The organism is Sphingomonas sorbitolis (genome assembly GCF_036663875.1).
Lineage (GTDB): Bacteria > Pseudomonadota > Alphaproteobacteria > Sphingomonadales > Sphingomonadaceae > Sphingomonas.
Genome location: NZ_JAXOJS010000004.1, coordinates 504,211 through 520,795, shown reverse-complemented (window position 1 = coordinate 520,795; position 16,585 = coordinate 504,211). Strand labels below are relative to the sequence as shown.

The 16,585-nt window shown below is 65.7% G+C and carries 15 protein-coding genes; 7 read left to right on the top strand and 8 right to left on the bottom strand.

Going from position 1 to position 16,585, the window contains the following annotated elements; translation table 11 throughout:
• Nucleotides 1–6: 6 nt before the first annotated feature.
• Nucleotides 7–1,809, bottom strand: a complete 1,803-nt coding sequence (locus U1763_RS14465; RefSeq protein ID WP_332755744.1) for an AcrB/AcrD/AcrF family protein — start codon at nt 1,807–1,809, stop codon at nt 7–9.
• Between the two features lie 66 nt (nt 1,810–1,875).
• Between U1763_RS14465 and U1763_RS14460 the strand changes: the two genes are divergently transcribed.
• Nucleotides 1,876–2,325: a GtrA family protein gene (locus U1763_RS14460; RefSeq protein WP_332755743.1), complete on the top strand. Its 450-nt coding sequence runs from the start codon at nt 1,876–1,878 to the stop codon at nt 2,323–2,325.
• A 28-nt stretch (nt 2,326–2,353) separates the two neighbouring features.
• Nucleotides 2,354–3,082 (top strand): class I SAM-dependent methyltransferase, encoded by a 729-nt coding sequence (locus tag U1763_RS14455; protein ID WP_132737010.1) that lies wholly within the window; start codon nt 2,354–2,356, stop codon nt 3,080–3,082.
• Nucleotides 3,083–3,397: 315 nt separating this feature from the next.
• Here U1763_RS14455 and U1763_RS14450 read toward each other — a convergent pair whose 3' ends face one another.
• Nucleotides 3,398–4,420 carry a glycosyltransferase family 2 protein gene (locus U1763_RS14450; protein WP_332755742.1) on the bottom strand — a complete coding sequence of 341 codons (1,023 nt, stop codon included), beginning with the start codon at nt 4,418–4,420 and terminating at the stop codon, nt 3,398–3,400.
• Nucleotides 4,421–4,467: 47 nt separating this feature from the next.
• Nucleotides 4,468–6,573 (bottom strand): RelA/SpoT family protein, encoded by a 2,106-nt coding sequence (locus tag U1763_RS14445; protein ID WP_332755741.1) that lies wholly within the window; start codon nt 6,571–6,573, stop codon nt 4,468–4,470.
• Between the two features lie 166 nt (nt 6,574–6,739).
• Between U1763_RS14445 and U1763_RS14440 the strand changes: the two genes are divergently transcribed.
• The gene (locus U1763_RS14440; RefSeq protein WP_332755740.1) at nt 6,740–7,219 is read left to right on the top strand and encodes a winged helix-turn-helix transcriptional regulator; all 480 of its coding nucleotides are present in this window, start codon (nt 6,740–6,742) and stop codon (nt 7,217–7,219) included.
• A gap of 126 nt (nt 7,220–7,345) precedes the next feature.
• On the opposite strand, the gene U1763_RS14435 is transcribed toward U1763_RS14440, so the two are convergent.
• The 3 genes from U1763_RS14435 to U1763_RS14425 are packed head-to-tail and all read right to left on the bottom strand — an operon-like array spanning nt 7,346 to nt 9,766.
• A complete protein-coding gene (locus U1763_RS14435; protein WP_332755739.1) occupies nt 7,346–7,771 on the bottom strand; it encodes an acyl-CoA thioesterase in 426 nt (141 codons plus the stop codon).
• A gap of 1 nt (nt 7,772) precedes the next feature.
• Nucleotides 7,773–8,549 (bottom strand): sulfite exporter TauE/SafE family protein, encoded by a 777-nt coding sequence (locus U1763_RS14430; protein WP_332755738.1) that lies wholly within the window; start codon nt 8,547–8,549, stop codon nt 7,773–7,775.
• 8 nt (nt 8,550–8,557) lie between these two features.
• Nucleotides 8,558–9,766 carry an LL-diaminopimelate aminotransferase gene (locus U1763_RS14425; RefSeq protein WP_093398371.1) on the bottom strand — a complete coding sequence of 403 codons (1,209 nt, stop codon included), beginning with the start codon at nt 9,764–9,766 and terminating at the stop codon, nt 8,558–8,560.
• A gap of 315 nt (nt 9,767–10,081) precedes the next feature.
• Here U1763_RS14425 and U1763_RS14420 point away from each other — a divergent pair, with 315 nt between their 5' ends.
• The 3 genes from U1763_RS14420 (at nt 10,082) to clpS (ending at nt 13,143) form a co-directional block, all read left to right on the top strand.
• Nucleotides 10,082–11,800: a PHA/PHB synthase family protein gene (locus U1763_RS14420; RefSeq protein ID WP_332755737.1), complete on the top strand. Its 1,719-nt coding sequence runs from the start codon at nt 10,082–10,084 to the stop codon at nt 11,798–11,800.
• A gap of 352 nt (nt 11,801–12,152) precedes the next feature.
• Nucleotides 12,153–12,614: a phasin family protein gene (locus tag U1763_RS14415; protein ID WP_165911361.1), complete on the top strand. Its 462-nt coding sequence runs from the start codon at nt 12,153–12,155 to the stop codon at nt 12,612–12,614.
• 190 nt (nt 12,615–12,804) lie between these two features.
• Entirely contained in the window at nt 12,805–13,143 is a 339-nt protein-coding gene (gene clpS, locus U1763_RS14410; RefSeq protein WP_131587736.1) for an ATP-dependent Clp protease adapter ClpS, read from the top strand.
• A gap of 155 nt (nt 13,144–13,298) precedes the next feature.
• Here the strand turns inward: clpS and U1763_RS14405 are convergent, their stop codons facing one another.
• Nucleotides 13,299–13,982, bottom strand: a complete 684-nt coding sequence (locus U1763_RS14405) for a Crp/Fnr family transcriptional regulator (protein WP_243693230.1) — start codon at nt 13,980–13,982, stop codon at nt 13,299–13,301.
• A 252-nt stretch (nt 13,983–14,234) separates the two neighbouring features.
• On the opposite strand from U1763_RS14405, the gene murA reads away from it, so the two are divergent.
• Nucleotides 14,235–15,518 carry a UDP-N-acetylglucosamine 1-carboxyvinyltransferase gene (gene murA, locus U1763_RS14400; protein ID WP_093398375.1) on the top strand — a complete coding sequence of 428 codons (1,284 nt, stop codon included), beginning with the start codon at nt 14,235–14,237 and terminating at the stop codon, nt 15,516–15,518.
• Nucleotides 15,519–15,837: 319 nt separating this feature from the next.
• Here the strand turns inward: murA and phbB are convergent, their stop codons facing one another.
• Nucleotides 15,838–16,560: an acetoacetyl-CoA reductase gene (gene phbB, locus U1763_RS14395; protein ID WP_332755736.1), complete on the bottom strand. Its 723-nt coding sequence runs from the start codon at nt 16,558–16,560 to the stop codon at nt 15,838–15,840.
• Between the last annotated feature and the right edge of the window lie 25 nt (nt 16,561–16,585).

Here is a 16,585-nt window from a genome sequence, read left to right as displayed (position 1 = left end):
GAGAACTCAATCCACCTTGAACAACCGCAGCGGCGACTTCGCCGGCAGCGGTAGCGGGGTCAGCCACGTCGGGATCTCGTTCTTCGCCAGTTCGGCATAGAACCCGTTCGGGCTACGCGCCTTGTAGTTGGTCGATTCCGCCGCGTTCGGGCACAGCAGCAGCATCGTCGCACCGTGGCGCCTGATGATCGCATGCGCCTCGTCCGCAGACCGCCCGAATGCGTGCTGGACGTCCAGGATCGCGTCGCCATTGCGGTGATACGGCCCGGCGATCGCATCGTGATGCGTGATCGTGATCAGCCGCGGCCCCATGTCGACGAAGGTGAACACGGTCTGCGCAGGGTATTTGTTCAGCGCGAGCAGCACGGTCGTCCGCAGGCAGTTGCCCGTCGCCATGTTGACGCGCTTCTCATACGGTTTCGGCCGATCGATCGGGAAATACTGGATCACCATCCCGGCAAACAGTCCCGACACGATCAGGAACGCACCGACCGTCCCCAGCACGCGCACCGCCACCGACCGGTTGCCGAGCAGCCGCGGCAGGATCAGCCACCCGAGCGCGGTCGCCCCCGGAATCGCCAGCAACTGCGCCGCCGGTCCGGCGCGAACCTGCCACAGCAGCATCGCGCACGCGAACGCCGTGAACAGCGCGACCGCCGCCCAGCCCACGGCTCGGTCGTCGCGACGCGCACGCCAAGCCGCAAGGATCGCCCCGATCAGGCCGATGATCGGCAGCGTCGCCAGCGCGAACCCGACGCGGAAGCTGTGCTTGTAGATCGGCTTGGCCTCGCGGACATTGTCCAGCCAGTTGCGTTGCAGCTCGGGCGAGATCCCCTCGGGCCGCCCCAGGCATTGCGGGAAGACGAGGGCAAAGCCGGCGACGATCGCCGCCCCGGCCGCGACCGCGAGCGCCAGTCGCATTCCCCGCGACGCCGGCCCGAACCGCGCAAGCAGAAACAGCAGCATCCCCGCCGCGATCATCACGCTCAACCAGACCGGCGTCAGTGCATCGCACCGCATTGCCTGGTTGGCGTTCGACGCGAACAGCGCGAACCCGAGCGTGCTGCCACCACCCAACGTCAGTGCGTAGATCGATAGGCGTTCGGCTTCCGACCGGTCCCACACCCAGCGCAAGGCGATGATCGCGCCCGCCATCGCCGCGTACGGCAGCAGCTCGAGCCCGATAGACAGCGACACTGCGCTCGCGATCCCCACCATCGCGCCGCCACGACGCCCGTTCGCATCGCACAGGCCCGCTACCGTGAGGCTCAGCATCGCGAGCTGCCAGCCGTGGTGATCGATTCGCTCGGGCATGAACATCAGCATCGTGGCCGTAGCGCCGACCATGAACACGACCGCGAGCGGCCACGCATACGGGCTGATCAGCCTTCGCACGGTCGCGCCGATGCCGAGCATCGCGATCGACAACGGCAGCAAGGGCGCGATCCCGCAGGCGAGCCGCTCCGCCCAGCTGTTGCTGGTGAACAAGCGAAAGAACAGGATCAGCCCCGCGATAGGCAAGTCGACGATCCGGCTCCAGTGGATGTCGAAGCCGACCGGCGGGTTCAGCCGGTAGTTGCGCAGATCGTACCAGCCCTGGCCGTCGAGCAGCGCGCGGACCTGCATCAGCCGCATGTTGTCGTCGGTATCGCCGAGCGACAGCCAGCGGATCTGGCCCCAGCGATCGAACACCGACCACGCCGCCACCGCCACCCAGGCGAGCAACGTCAGCGCGATCCAATGCCGATCGAGTGCGTCGAGCAGCGTGTTCCGCGGCGTCGACTGCTCGGGGGGGGGTGCCTGATCCAAAACGCTTTCCTCCAGCCCACACGCACTCTAGATGCGCGGGCATATCTAACGCGTCGCTCTATCGCGGTGTTGGTAAAGAACAAGGCGGGCATGCAGGCGATTTGGCGACAGGTGGAGCAGATGCGGGCGAGCGGCGTGCTTGGCCAGCTCGTGCGCTTCGGCATCGCCGGCGGCTTTACGAGCATGGTCTATTCGCTCGTCTACCTGCCGCTGACGGCGTACGTCTTTCCTCCGCGCCAAGCCGTGGCGGCCGTGCCGTTCGCGTTCGCGGTGGCGGTCGTCGTCGGGTTCTTCCTTCACAGCCGCTGGAGCTTCAGGGGCCATGCGAAGGAGCCGGGGGCGGGGCGGCACGTCAAGTTCGTGATCGTCCAGGGTGCCGGGCTGGGGCTCAACGCCCTCGTCACCTGGATCGGAACGGCGCTGTTCCATTTGCACCCTTGGGTTCCTTTGGTCCCCGCCGTGCTCCTTGCCGCGATGCTGAGCTTCGTGCTCAACCGTCTTTGGGTTTTCAACTGATGCTTCCAATGAATTGGGCGACTTACTGATGGACCGCATCGTCTACGACCGGATGGCCGCCCACGATTCCACCCACTGGTGGTACCGCGCGCGCCGCGACATCCTGGCCGATTACCTGACCCGCTACGGCGCGTTGCCGAAGAACGCCAAGATCCTCGAGATCGGTTGCGGCACCGGGCATAACCTGCCGATGCTGGCGGAATTCGGCGAGATCGACGCGATCGAGATCGACCCCGCAGCACGCGAGATCGCCAGCGAGCGGCTCGGCAAGCCGGTCGGCGCGGCGCCCTTGCCCGAACTCCCCGGCGTGCCCCGCAAGCATTACGACCTGATCGCGGTGCTCGATGTGGTCGAGCATATCGAGGACGACGTCGCCGCGTTGAAGGCGATGGCGGATTGCCTCGCGCCCGGCGGCAAGATCCTGATCGCAGTGCCGGCGCATGCGTGGCTGTGGAGCGCGCATGACGTGGTGAACCACCATCATCGGCGCTACTCGAAGGCGACGCTGAAGTCGGCGATCGAGACGGCTGGGCTGAAGCCGGAGAAGCTCGGGTATTTCAACTCGCTGCTGTTCCCGCTGGCGGCGGCCGCGCGGATCGCAGGGCGGATGACCGGTCGTGACGACAGCGACGATTCGCCGCCGCCGAAGTTGGTGAATGCTCTGTTCGAGAAGATCTTCCGGCTGGAGCGGCATCTGGTGGGGCGTATGCCGATGACGCCTGGTGTCTCAATCGTAACGCTGGCGGTGCCGCGATAAGCCTCCTCGATTCTCCCCTTGCAGGGGAGGTGTCGCCTAGCGACGGAGGGGTGACGTCCTATCGAGAGCAGGTCACCCCTCCGTCAGCGCTGCGCGCTGCCACCTCCCCTGCAAGGGGAGGATGGGCGGTAAATTCGATGCGGCGGGGGTGAAGGACACCCGCGCTGGATTTCTTAGGGAAGCACCACCCCGGCGAAGGCCGGGGCCCAATTGGGCGACGTGGCAAATTGAGGTCCGCGCTCCGTTACTGCAACCTTTCCAATTGGGCCCCGGCCTTCGCCGGGGTGGTGGGAGGATCGGGGTAGGCGGTGTTCGTCAGTCTACGTGGTTTGGTAGAGACGTGTCAGGCAACCGCGCCATTTCCACCGGCTTAGCACGAAACCCCAAGGTCGCCTTGCCCTGGATCGGGCCGGCGACGTCCGCGACGATATACAGCGGCCGCCGCTTCGACTCGACGTATAGCCGCCCGAGATATTCCCCGATCATCCCCAGCACGAACATCTGCACCGCGCCCAGGAACACGGTCACGAGCATCGTCGAGGTCCAGCCCTGCACCGCGCTCCCCGACAGCCAGCCGATCGCGATATAGACGAATAGCAGCAGCGACACACCGGTTAGCGCGAGCCCGGCATGGCTGGCAAAGCGCAAGGGAGCAGTGGAGAACCCTGTGACGGCGTCGAACGCGAGCCGGATCATCTTTGCGAGCGGATAGTTCGTCTCGCCCGCCAGCCGCTCGGCGCGGTCGTAGGGGAAGGGCACCTGCTTGAACCCGATCCACGCGACCATCCCGCGGATGAAGCGCGCCTGTTCCGGTAGCGACAGGAACGCATCCAGAGCACGCCGACTCATCAGGCGGAAATCGCCGGTGTCGAGCGGGATCGGCGTCTCGGTCATCCGTGTCAGCAGGCGGTAGAACGCGGCGGCGGTGGCTTTCTTGAAGACCGTTTCGCCCGCGCGCTGGCGGCGCACTGCGTAGACCACGTCGGCCTGACTCGCCGCCATTGCCGCGCGCATGTCGGACAGGAGTTCGGGCGGGTCCTGGAGATCGGCGTCGATGATCAGGATCTGCTCACCTGCGCACAGGTCCAGGCCGGCGGTCAGCGCCAACTGGTGGCCGTGGTTGCGCGAGAGGTTAATCGCGACCAGCCGCGGATCAGCGGCGGCGAGGCGCTGCATTACCGGCCAGCTGTCGTCGCGCGAGCCGTCGTTGATCAGGACGATCTCGTAATCGTCGCCAACCGCGACCTTCGCCGCACCGGAAATACGCGCGTGCAGGATGTCGAGGCACGCAGCCTCGTTATAGCAGGGGACGACAATCGAAAGGGACGGACGGTTCATCGCCCCCGTCTAGCGCCCGTCGCGCCCGCCGTCATCGTCGGATGTTTCTACACCCGCTCCACGGTATGCACCGCATCCGCCGCGCGGAGGCCCGCCATCAGCCGCATCAACTGCTGCACGTCGTGCACCTCGACGTCGATCTCGTTGGTGTGGAAGCTCTTGTCGCGCGTATCGAGCCGCAGGTTGATGATGTTCGCCTTGTGCCCGCCGATGATCGTCGACACGATGCCGAGCGAGCCCGGCTCGTTCTTCACCATCACCGAGATGCGTGCGACCGCGCCCTCGGTCTCGTTGCCCCATGCAACGTCGACCCAGTCTGTCTCGTTTTCCGATCGCTCGGCGAGTTCGGCGAGGACCTTGCAGTCGATCGCGTGGACCTCGATCCCCGCATCGGGCCGGCGCAGCCCGACGATCCGGTCGCCCGGTACGGGGTGGCAGCACGTCGCGAGATCGTACGCCACGCCGGGGGTAAGTCCCTTGATCGAGATGGCGCTCGATTGCGGGGCGAGCGCATGCGTCACGTCCGCGCCTGCCGAGCCAGGCATCAACGCCTCCATCACCGCGGCATCGGACAGCGTCCGCCGCGCGATCGCGACCATCAGCGACGATTCGTCGGGCTGCTTCAGTCGCTTCAGGGCGTGGCTCAGCGCATCGGTGCCAATCTGCGCGGGCAGGCGGGTGACGATGTCCTCGTACAAGGTCTGGCCGAGCGCGATCTGTTCGACGCGCTCCTTCTGACGCAGGTGCCGGCGGATCGCGGCGAGCGCCTTGCCGGTGGTTGCGACGTTGAGCCATTGCGGTTGCGGCGACTGCCCCTTCGAGCGCAGGATCTGCACCTGATCGCCGTTCTCGATCACCGTCGACAGCGGCACGACGCGGCCGTTGACCTTCGCGCCGACCGCCTGGTCGCCGAGATCGGTGTGCACCGCGTACGCAAAGTCGATCGAGGTCGCGCCCTTGGGCAGCTGGATCAGCTCGCCCTTCGGCGTGAACGCGAAGATGCGATCGGTGTACATCGCCATCCGCGTGTGTTCGAGCAGCTCTTCCGGGCTTTCGGCGGTGTCGAGGATTTCGACGAGGTCGCGGATCCAGCTGACCTGCCGGTCGCTGCCGTTGATCTGCTGCTTGTACGCCCAGTGCGCCGCCAGCCCGAACTCGGCCTGCGCGTGCATGTCGGCGGTGCGGATCTGGATCTCGATCCGCGCGCTGTCGGCGTGGATCACCGACGTGTGCAGCGAGCGATAGCCGTTGCGCTTGGGCGTCGAGATGTAATCCTTGAACCGCCCCGGCACCATCGGCCAGCGCTGGTGGATGATCCCGAGCACGCGGTAGCAATCCTCCTCGGTCGGCACGATCGCGCGGAACGCCATCACGTCGGACAGCTGCTCGAAGCTGATGTGCCGTTCGGACATCTTGCGGAAGATCGAATAGGGATGCTTCTCGCGGCCCGAGATATCCGCCTCGACCCCGGCGCGCGACAGCACCAGTTTCAGGCCCGACGCGATCTTGGCGATGCGGTCGCCGTCGCCCTGCTTGAGCTGTTCGAGGCGGCGGTTGATCGATTCGGACGCTTCGGGCTCGAGCTGCTCGAACGCGAGCGACTGCATCTCGCGCATGAACTCGTACATGCCGATCCGCTCCGCGAGCGGCGCGTAGATGTCCATCGTCTCCTTGGCGATGCGACGGCGCTTCTCGGGCTTCGAGATGTGGTGAAGCGTCCGCATGTTGTGGAGGCGGTCGGCAAGCTTGACCAGCAACACGCGGATGTCGTCGGACATCGCCAGCAGGAACTTGCGCAGGTTCTCCGCGGCGCGTTCGTTCTCGGTCTGCGCTTCGATCTTCGACAGCTTCGTCACGCCGTCCACCAAACGCGCTACCGAGGGCCCGAACAGCCGCTCGATCTCCTCGGGCGTGGCGACGGTGTCCTCGATCGTGTCGTGGAGGATCGCGGTCGCTATCGTCTCCGCATCGAGATGCAGGTCGGTGAGGATACCCGCCACCTCGATCGGATGGCTGAAATACGGATCGCCGCTCGCGCGCTTCTGGCTCCCATGCGCCTGCATCGAGAACACATAGGCGCGGTTCAGCAGCGCCTCGTCGGCGTCGGGATCGTAGTCGAGGACGCGATCGACCAGTTCATATTGGCGCAGCACCCGCCATAGATGGGGCCGGGCAGGGACTTTTGGCAACAAAAAGCGTCGCATCACTGTGATCTAGTGGTTGGGTCAGCCATTCGTGGGCGGCGCATAACGTAGGATAAGCGGGGCGTTTCGCTTCGGCGGCTTATGCGGTACGTTCGCGGCGGATGAGGATGACGTGATGGGCAAATTGCGCGAACCATTGCTGGAATGCAGCCTGCCCGCGGCGCTGGAGGCGATGGGCGAGCGCTGGTCGTTCCTGATCCTGCGCGCGGCGTTCAATGGCCTGCATCATTTCGAGGAATTCCAGTCGGAACTGGGGATTGCGCGCAATATCCTGGCGAACCGGCTGGCGCGGCTGGTCGAGCACGGGATTTTGGAGCGACAGCCTATTCCGGAGGATCGGCGGAAGATCGCTTACGGTCTGACCGACAAGGGTTTCGCGCTGCTGCCGACGATGATTGCGCTGCGGCAATGGGGCGAGCGGTGGGAGACGTGCGTACCGGCGTTCCCGATTTTGGTCGACGAACGCGATCGGCGACCGTTGCAGCCGGTCTCGGTGCGGGCGCATGACGGGCGCGTGCTGGGGAAGGGGGACCTGATCTGGGCGCTGCCGGGGGAGGTTGCGGGCCTCGAGGCGGCGGCCGAGGCGGCGGAGTAGGCCCTGTCTGCTCCCTCCCTGGAAGGGAGGGGCTGGGGGTGGGTCGGTTTGGGGCTGGTGCTATTGCTCGCCAATTGGCCGACCCACCCCCCTACCCCTCCCTTTCAGGGAGGGGGGACCGTTGTGTTAGTGGCTGTGTAGCGACTCCAGCAGCGTTCGGATCGCGTCGGGCAGGGGCACGGGGCGGCCTGTTTCCAGGTCAACGTGCACGCTGACCATCGTGATCACCGTGTGCAGTTCCCCCGTCTCCGCATGCGCGAGCTCGAACCGCTTCGTCAGGCTGGTCGTACCGAGCTTCTCGATCCGCACGAACGCCTCGATCGTGTCACCGAGGCGGAACGGCTTGAGATAATCGATCTCCGTCCGCCGCACGTTGAACTCGATGGTCGGCCAGACGTCCGGCAGAGCCTCCGCGATCCCGGTCCATTCCCAGAACTCCGTGACCGCGACGTCGGCATATTCGAGATAGCGCGAGTTGAAGACGATGCGCTGGCCGTCGATCTCGGCATAGCGGACGCGAAACCTGGTCGAGAAGGCGAAACCCGGCCGCATGTCAGAAGATCAGCTTCACGCCGACCAGCGCCAGCACGGTCGCGAGCACCGGCACCAGCACGCGGTCGGAGACGCGTGTCGCGATCAGGCTGCCGACGATGATGCCGGGGATCGAGCCGATCAGCAGCGACACGAGCAGGTCGACGTCGACCGAGCCGAGAATCCAGTGGCCGATCCCGCCGAGCAACGTCAGCGGCACCGCGTGCGCGATGTCCGAGCCGACCAGCCGGTTGATTGGGAGGGTGGGGTAGAGAATGAGGAGCGCGGTCATGCCCAGCGCGCCGGCGCCGACCGAAGTGAGGGAAACGAGTACGCCCAGGACCGCACCGAGCAGGATCGTCAGCATCGCCTGGCGTTCGCCGCCTACGGTGCCGATCCGCGGGGTCAGCCACGCGACGATCTTGCCGCGGAAGAAGGTCGCGACCGCCGACAGGATCAGCGTCACCCCGAGCACCACGGTGATCGCATGCCCGGTATCGGACGATTTCTCGCCGAGATGGTTGAGCACGAGCAGCGTCGCGATCGCCGCGGGGACGCTGCCGGTCGCAAGCCTGCGCACGACGCGCCAGTCGACCGTGCCGCGCCAGCCATGCACGGTCGTTCCGACCGTCTTGGTCGCGGACGCGTAGAGCAGATCGGTGCCGACCGCGGTGGCGGGGTGGAAGCCGAAGACGAGCACCAGCAGCGGCGTCATCAGCGACCCGCCGCCGACACCCGTCAGCCCGACGATGAGGCCGACGAGCACGCCGGCCACCGAATATAACAGGTTGATATCCACGTGGGCGGTCAGCCGGCCCCACGCGCGGGCGTGTTGACGCCCATCGACTGGAGATATTTCTTCACGTTGCGCGCCGCCTGGCGGAGCCGCTGTTCGTTCTCGACCATCGCGATCCTCACATAGCCCTCGCCGTTTTCGCCGTAGCCCACCCCTGGGGCTACCGCGACGTGCGCGTGAGTCAGCAATTGTTTGGTGAACTCAAGGCTACCTAAGTGCGCGAGCGCTGGCGGGAGCGGCGCCCAGGCGAACATCGACGCGCGGGGGCTCGGGATGTCCCAGCCCGCCCGACCGAAGCTCTCGACGAGCACGTCGCGGCGCTTGTGGTACAGCTGGCGGTTGCGCTCGACGATGTCCTGCGGGCCGTTGAGCGCGGCGCAGGCGGCGGCCTGGATCGGCGTGAATGCACCGTAATCGAGGTACGACTTCACCCGCGTCATCGCCGCGATAAGCGTCTTGTTGCCGACCCCGAAGCCCATCCGCCAACCCGCCATCGAATAGGTCTTGCTGAGCGAGGTGAACTCGATCGCGACGTCCTTCGCCCCCGGCACCTGGAGGATCGAGGGGGTCGGCTTGCCGTCGAAATACAGCTCCGAGTAAGCGAGGTCGGAGATCACCCACAGCTTGTGCTTCTTCGCGAACGCGACGACGCGCTCGTAGAAGGCGAGGTCGACGACTTCGGCGGTCGGGTTCGACGGATAGCCCATCACCAGCACCGACGGCGCGGGCACGGTGAACGCCATCGCGCGCTCCAGGCTCTCGAAATACGCCTCGTCGGGCGTGGTCGGCACCGCGCGGATCGTCGCGCCGGCGATGATAAAGCCGAAGGTGTGGATCGGATAGGAGGGGTTGGGCGCGAGCACGACGTCGCCGGGCGCGGTGATTGCGGTGGCCAGACTCGCAAGGCCTTCTTTCGAGCCCATCGTCACCACGACCTCGGTCTCGGGATCGACATCGACGCCGAACCGGCGGCCGTAATAGTTCGCCTGGGCTTTCCGCAGGCCGGGAATGCCCTTCGACTGCGAATAGCCGTGCGCGCTGGGCTTGCGTGCGACTTCGACGAGCTTCTCGATGACGTGCTCGGGCGGCGGCAGGTCGGGATTGCCCATGCCGAGATCGATGATGTCCTCCCCGCCCGCGCGCGCCGCCGCCCGCATCGCGTTCACTTCGGCGATGACATAGGGGGGTAAGCGTTTGATGCGGTAGAAGTCTTCGGACATGATCAGCCTCTAGCTGGAGGAGCGGGTGCTGTACCGCAGGTGAGCGGGGGCGTCATCCGCCTCATTCGTCGAGGGGGCGAAAGCTTGGGTATTCAGTCTATCCTCCCCCGCAAGGGGGAGGTGGCACCGAAGGTGACGGAGGGGGAGGCAGGCGCTACCTCTGCTCCGTGTCCTCCCCCTCCGTCTGGCAAGGGCCAGCCACCTCCCCCTGGCGGGGGAGGATCGCGAAGTTTCCTGCGACCAACAATCGTCGATGTGACCATGCTTCCGCCGAGCCGGTGTCTGCGTTAAGCTCCCGAAAAAGCAGAGGATGCCATGGCCGATACTCCTCCCGACGCCTCCACGCCGACCCTGCCCGATCTCCAGCATTGGACGTGGGTGATGGGGCGTGCGCAGCAGATGATGATGGAGCAGGGGCTTGCGGCGATGCAGGCCAAGCCCGACGGTATTCCCGCGATTCCGGGTTTCACCGACCCCGCGACACTGGAGCGCGCGCGCGATTTTTGGGCCGAGAGCCTGACGCTGTGGCAGCGCTTTCTCGATCCCGCCAAGGCGCCCGAAGCCGCGCCCGTCACCGACAAGCGCTTCAAGGCGCCGCAATGGCGCGAGCCGGTGTTCGACCTGATCCGGCAGAGTTACGAGCTGATCGGCGACCACATGCTGCGCGGCGTCGAGGCGGTCGACGGGCTCGACCCCAAGCAGAAGGAGCAGCTGCGGTTTGCGACCAAGGGGTTCGTCGATGCGATGAGCCCGACGAATTTCGCGCTGACCAACCCGCAGGTGATCGAGAAGACGATCGAGACGCGCGGCGAGAATCTGCTGAAAGGCCTGCAGAACATGATGGCGGATCTTGCCCGCGGGCAGGTGACGCATACGCCCGACGGCGCGTTCGAGCTTGGCCGCAACCTTGCGATGACGCCGGGCAAGGTGGTCAAGCGCACGCCGCTCTACGAACTGATCCAGTACAGCCCGACCACCGAGACGGTGCTGGCGACGCCGCTCGTGATCTTCCCGCCTTGGATCAACCGGTTCTACATCCTCGACCTGACGCCGGAGAAGAGCTTCATCCGCTGGGCGGTGGAGCAGGGCATCACCGTGTTCATGGTGTCGTGGAAATCCGCCGATGCGAGCATGAAGGACGTGGTCTGGGACGATTATGTCGGTGCGCAGGTCGAGGCGATCGATACGGTTCGCGCCGCGCTCGACGTGCCGGCGGTGCATACGATCGGCTATTGCGTGGCGGGGACGACGCTGGCCGCGACGCTGGCGTTGCTGGCGGCGCGGGGTGAGGCCGCGAAGGTGGCTAGCGCGACGTTCTTCACCGCGCAGGTCGATTTCGCGCAGGCGGGCGAGTTGCAGCATTTCATCGACGACGAGCAGTTGAAGATGGTCGCGTCGCTGTCGCCGGAGGGGTTCCTCGACGGGCGCTATATGGCGACGACGTTCAACCTGCTCCGCGGGCGCGATCTGATCTGGAACTACGTCACGCAGAATTACCTGCTGGGGCAGGATTACGTGCCGTTCGACCTGCTCCACTGGAACGGCGACACCACCAACCTGCCGGCGAAATGGCACCTGAGCTATCTGACCGATCTCTACCGCGACAATCTGCTGGTAACGGGGACGATGACGGTGGACGGCACGCCGATCGACCTCACCAAGGTGACGACGCCGAGCTATGTTCAGGCGGGGCGCGAGGATCATATCGCGCCGGCCGAGAGCGTGTGGAAACTGACACAGCTGTTCGCGGGGCCGCTGAAGTTCGTGCTGGCGGGGTCGGGCCACATCGCTGGAGTCGTGAACCCCCCTGCTGCGGGCAAGTATCAGTTTTGGACCAATCCCTCGGCGCATACGACGCTTGAGGACTTCGTCGCGGGGGCGACCGAGACCAAGGGAAGCTGGTGGCCCGACTGGGTAGAATGGGTCCGCGCGATCGATCCGAAAACCGTGTCCGCGAAGGGGGTTAGGCATCCCGGCAAGGGGTCCCTCGCGGCGCTCGGCGATGCGCCTGGCGAGTATGTCAAAACCCGGTAGCGCTACCTTCCGTTAACGTCATGGTGCAGTGCACAATTTCATTGTGCGGCGCCGCGAATCGTGTATCAAGGACCACGACATAACTCCGAAGAGAGGTGCGTGGATGGTGGATATCGTGAAACGGACGGCCAAGGCCGGTTCGAAGCCTGTCGCCACCGCGAAGGCTCCTCGGACCGTCGCCAAGCCGGCTCAACCGGCACCCAGGCCGGACGCCAAGACGCCGGCGATCGACACACCTCCCGCGGCTGCTTTTGTATCGCCGCAACCGGACACTCCCGCCCCGATTCCGGCCGTCGCGCCGTCGGGGATCCCAGCTAGTGAAACCCTAGCCAGCGAACCAAAGGACGCCACGATGGACACGATCCAGAGCATCACCGAGAAGACCAAGGCCCTGTTCACCAACGGGTTCAGCGGCACCACCACCAGCGAGTTCAGCGAGCAGGCCAAGGGCGCGATGGAGAAGTCGGCGAAGATGGTCGAAGACATGACCGCATTCGGCAAGGGCAACATCGAGGCGCTGGTCGAATCGTCGAAGATCGCCGCAAAGAACGTCGAAGCGCTCGGCCACGAAGCCGCCGAATACGCCAAGACCTCGTTCGAGAGCGCGACCGAAGCCGCCAAGACGCTCGCCGCCGCCAAGTCGCCGACCGAGTTCATGAAGCTCCAGGGCGATTATGCGCGCACCGCGTTCGACACGATGATCGCCGAAGGCTCGCGCTCGACCGAGCGGATGCTCAAGATGTTCGGCGAGTTCGCGCAGCCGATCTCGAACCGCGTTGCGGTCGCGACCGACAAGATGAAGATCTCGGCGTAAGTCGATAGCGCCACGCCTTCGGGCGTGCGACGAGAAAGGGGCGGCCGTCATGCGACGGTCGCCCCTTTTTCGTTTGCGGATTTCGCGCGGATTTCGCGTGGGGTGTGCGGGCGCCCCCTTGCCCTTGCCCCCCGGCATGCCATATTTTGGCAGCATGGTGTTGACCCCCGAAATGAAGCTGGCCGTAATGATGGCCGAGCGCCGCGACGATGGTGGCGAGGATGGCAATGACGGCACCGGTGCCGGCATCGCGACCAAAACGCGTGCCAAGACCAAACAACCGACGCCGTACCGCGTGCTGATGCTCAACGACGACTACACGCCGATGGAGTTCGTCGTGCTGTGTCTCCAGCGCTTCTTCCGCATGGACATGGAGGCGGCGACGCGCGTGATGCTGCACGTCCACCAGAAGGGCGTCGGGGTGTGTGGCACGTTCAGCTACGAGGTCGCCGAGACCAAGGTGTCGCAGGTCATGGATTTCGCCCGGCAGAACCAGCATCCGCTCCAGTGCACTCTCGAAAAGGCGTGAGCTTCACCGTTTAAGGTGAACCTCCCCCGTAAGGGGGGGGTGGCACCGAAGGTGACGGAGGGGGAGGTAAGCGCCAACCTTGGTTCCGTATCCGCCCCCTCCGCCTGGCAAGAGCCAGCCACCTCCCTCTGGCGGGGGAGGATCGAGATAATCGCTCACCGCGCAGGCGGCAGCCACCGCAAATCCAGCCGATCGAAGCGGTCGATATAGTTCGCCGCCTGCGCCAGCATAGCCTCGTTGAGCAACGTCACGCGGCCCGCCTCGCGCCGGATCAACCCATCCTCTTCCAACTGCCGCAGCATCCGGTTGACGTGGACCGCGGTGAGGCCGGTGGCGTCGCCGATCTCCTCCTGCGTCAGCCCGAGCGTGAAGCTGTTGCCCATCGCCCGGTCGCGCATCCGCATCCGGTTCCGCATCTCGAGCAGCAACGCCGCGATCCGCGCCTTTGCCGAGGTGCGACCCAGCGCGGCGAGCCGGTCGGTCAGCGCAACCTTCTCCATCTGGTTCATCACCATGATGATCGCCGACAGCCGCGGATGATCGGTGACGAGCGCAGTCATCGCCGAGCGATCGAACGCGCACACCGTGCAGTCGGTCAGCGCGACCACCGTCTCGGGCGAATCGCGATACACCAGCGCGGAGACCGCCAGCATGTCGCCGGCATAAAGGAAGCGGAGGATCTGGCGGCTGCCGTCGTCGAGCAGCACATAGCTCATCGCCATGCCGCGTTGCAGGATGAAGAGTTCGGCCTGCGGATCGTTTTCGCGCACGAGGACGGCACCGCGACGCAAGTCGCGCGGGCGGTCCTCCAACCGCGCTAGCGCAGCCTTTTCGTTCATCGACAGGTCGATGAGATCGCCGACGCGGTCGGCGAAGCAGCTGTCCGGCACTCTGTAATGGTCCCCAATGTTCAAGAACCACAGAGCAAAGCTAGGATTTCCGCGCATTAAAGTCGATCAAGCGCGGGGCGTTAGCGCTACTGAGGGCGCAAGGCGGGTCCCAGCGCGGGACTTGGCCCTGCGCAGCGTCCGCCTATCGCCCGATCGGTGCGCGGCCCTTGCGCAGAACGCCAGCCGCGATAGACACCCGGGATGGACCGTATTCTCATTCGCGGCGGCAATCGCCTGTCCGGGCGCTTGCCCATCTCCGGCGCGAAGAACGCCGCGCTCACGCTGATGCCGTGCGCGTTGCTGACTGAAGAGCCGCTGACGTTGCGCAATCTGCCGCGACTGGCGGACGTCGACGGCTTCGGCCATCTGCTCAACCAGCTTGGCGCGTCGACCGCGATCCAGGGCACGCGGCCCGAGGATTTCGGCCGGGTGATGACGATCCGTGCGGGCAATTTGACCTCGACCGAGGCGCCGTACGACATCGTGCGCAAGATGCGCGCGTCGATTTTGGTGCTCGGGCCGCTGCTCGGGCGCGGTGGCGAGGCGACGGTGTCGCTGCCGGGCGGCTGCGCGATCGGTAATCGCCCAATCGATCTGCATCTGCGCGCTTTGGAAGCAATTGGCGCCGAGTTGGAGATGGCGGCGGGCTATGTGAAGGCGATCGCGCCGGGCGGGCGCCTGCCGGGCGGCCGCTTCCGTTTCCCGATCGTGTCAGTCGGCGCGACCGAGAACGTCGTGATGGCGGCGGTGCTCGCCAAGGGCACGAGCGTGATCGAGAATGCGGCGCGCGAGCCCGAGATCGTCGACCTCTGCAACTGCCTCGTCGCGATGGGCGCGTCGATCGACGGGATCGGTACCGAGACGCTGACGATCGAAGGTCGCGACCGGCTGCACGGTGCGACCTATGCGGTGATGCCCGACCGGATCGAGGCGGGCAGTTACGCGTGTGCCGCGGCGATCACCGGCGGCGACCTGGAGCTGGTCGGCGTGGCGATCCCGGACATGGGTGCGACGATCGATGCGCTGGTCGAGGCTGGCGTTTCGGTGACGCCGACCAAGGACGGCGTGCGGGTGGCGTCGGACGGCGTGCTGAAGCCGCTGACGCTGTCGACCGCGCCCTACCCCGGGTTTGCGACCGACATGCAGGCGCAGTTCATGGCGATGTTGTGCAAGGCGGACGGCGCGAGCGTGCTGACCGAGACGATCTTCGAGAACCGCTACATGCACGTGCCCGAGCTGGCGCGGATGGGAGCGGATATCCAGGTGCGTGGGCGGACCGCGGTGGTGCGCGGCGTTGACAAGCTGGTCGGCGCGCAGGTTATGGCGACCGACCTGCGGGCTTCGATGAGCTTGATCCTGGCGGGGTTGGCGGCGGATGGCGAGACGTCTGTGGGTCGGGTGTATCACCTCGATCGCGGGTATGAGCGTCTTGAGGAGAAGCTGAGCGCGGTCGGCGCGGATATCGAGCGTGCTAGCGACGGGTGATTTTGGCGCCGTAAGTTGAACGGGCGTTAGCCCTCTCCCCTTCGGAGAGAGGGTTGGGTGAGGGGCGTTTTGCGGCGGCATCCTTGTCGTCACGGACGCTGTGGGGTTCGGTTCACGCAGCGCTACCTGCCCTAGTTCCCCCGCGAAAGCGGGGGCTCAGGATCAAGCAATGCTGTCCTCGGTAATCCGGCAGACACTCAGCGCCGCCGGCAAAGCCGCCGTCGGACGGGTTCGGCTAGCCGACCCGCCGGCCGTGCCGGGCGCTGCCCGCTTCGCTTTGCTCGCGGGCATCGGCTGCGCTTTGCGCTGCCTGCGCCCGTCAGTACATGTGCTGCCCGCCATTGATGCTCAGCGTCGACCCGGTCACGAACCCGCCCTCCTCCGAGCACAGGAACGCAACGCCTCGCGCGATCTCGGTAGCCTGGCCCAGTCGCCCGACCGGAATCTTCGCGACGATCTTCTCCAGCACGTCGGCCGGCACCGCCGCCACCATGTCCGTATCGATATACCCCGGTGCGATCGCGTTGACCGTCACGCCCGCGCGCGCGCCTTCCTGGGCGAGGGCTTTCGTGAAGCCGTGGATACCGGACTTCGCCGCAGCATAGTTCACCTGGCCGTATTGGCCGGCTTGGCCGTTGATCGAGCCGATGTTGACGATCCGCCCCCATTTACGCGTCCGCATGCCGGGAAACACCGCCTTGGCCATGTTGAAACAGCCGCCAAGATTGGTGTCCATCACTTCTTTCCAATCCTGGTAGGTCATCTTCAGGATGGTGCCGTCGCGGGTGATGCCGGCGTTGTTCACGACGATATCGACATCGCCCAGATCGGCGGCGACCTGCGCGCAGCCGGCCTGGCACGCATCATAGTCGGCGACGTCCCACTTGTACGCCTTGATCCCGGTGCGCTCGGTGAACTCGCGCGCGCGCGCGTCGTTGCCGGCATAGGTTGCGGCGACGGTCAGGCCCATGTCCTGCAATGCGAGACTGATCGCTTCGCCGATTCCGCGCGTACCACCGGTTACAATTGCGACGCGTGCCATCAGTCTCTCCTCGGTTCAGCCTTTT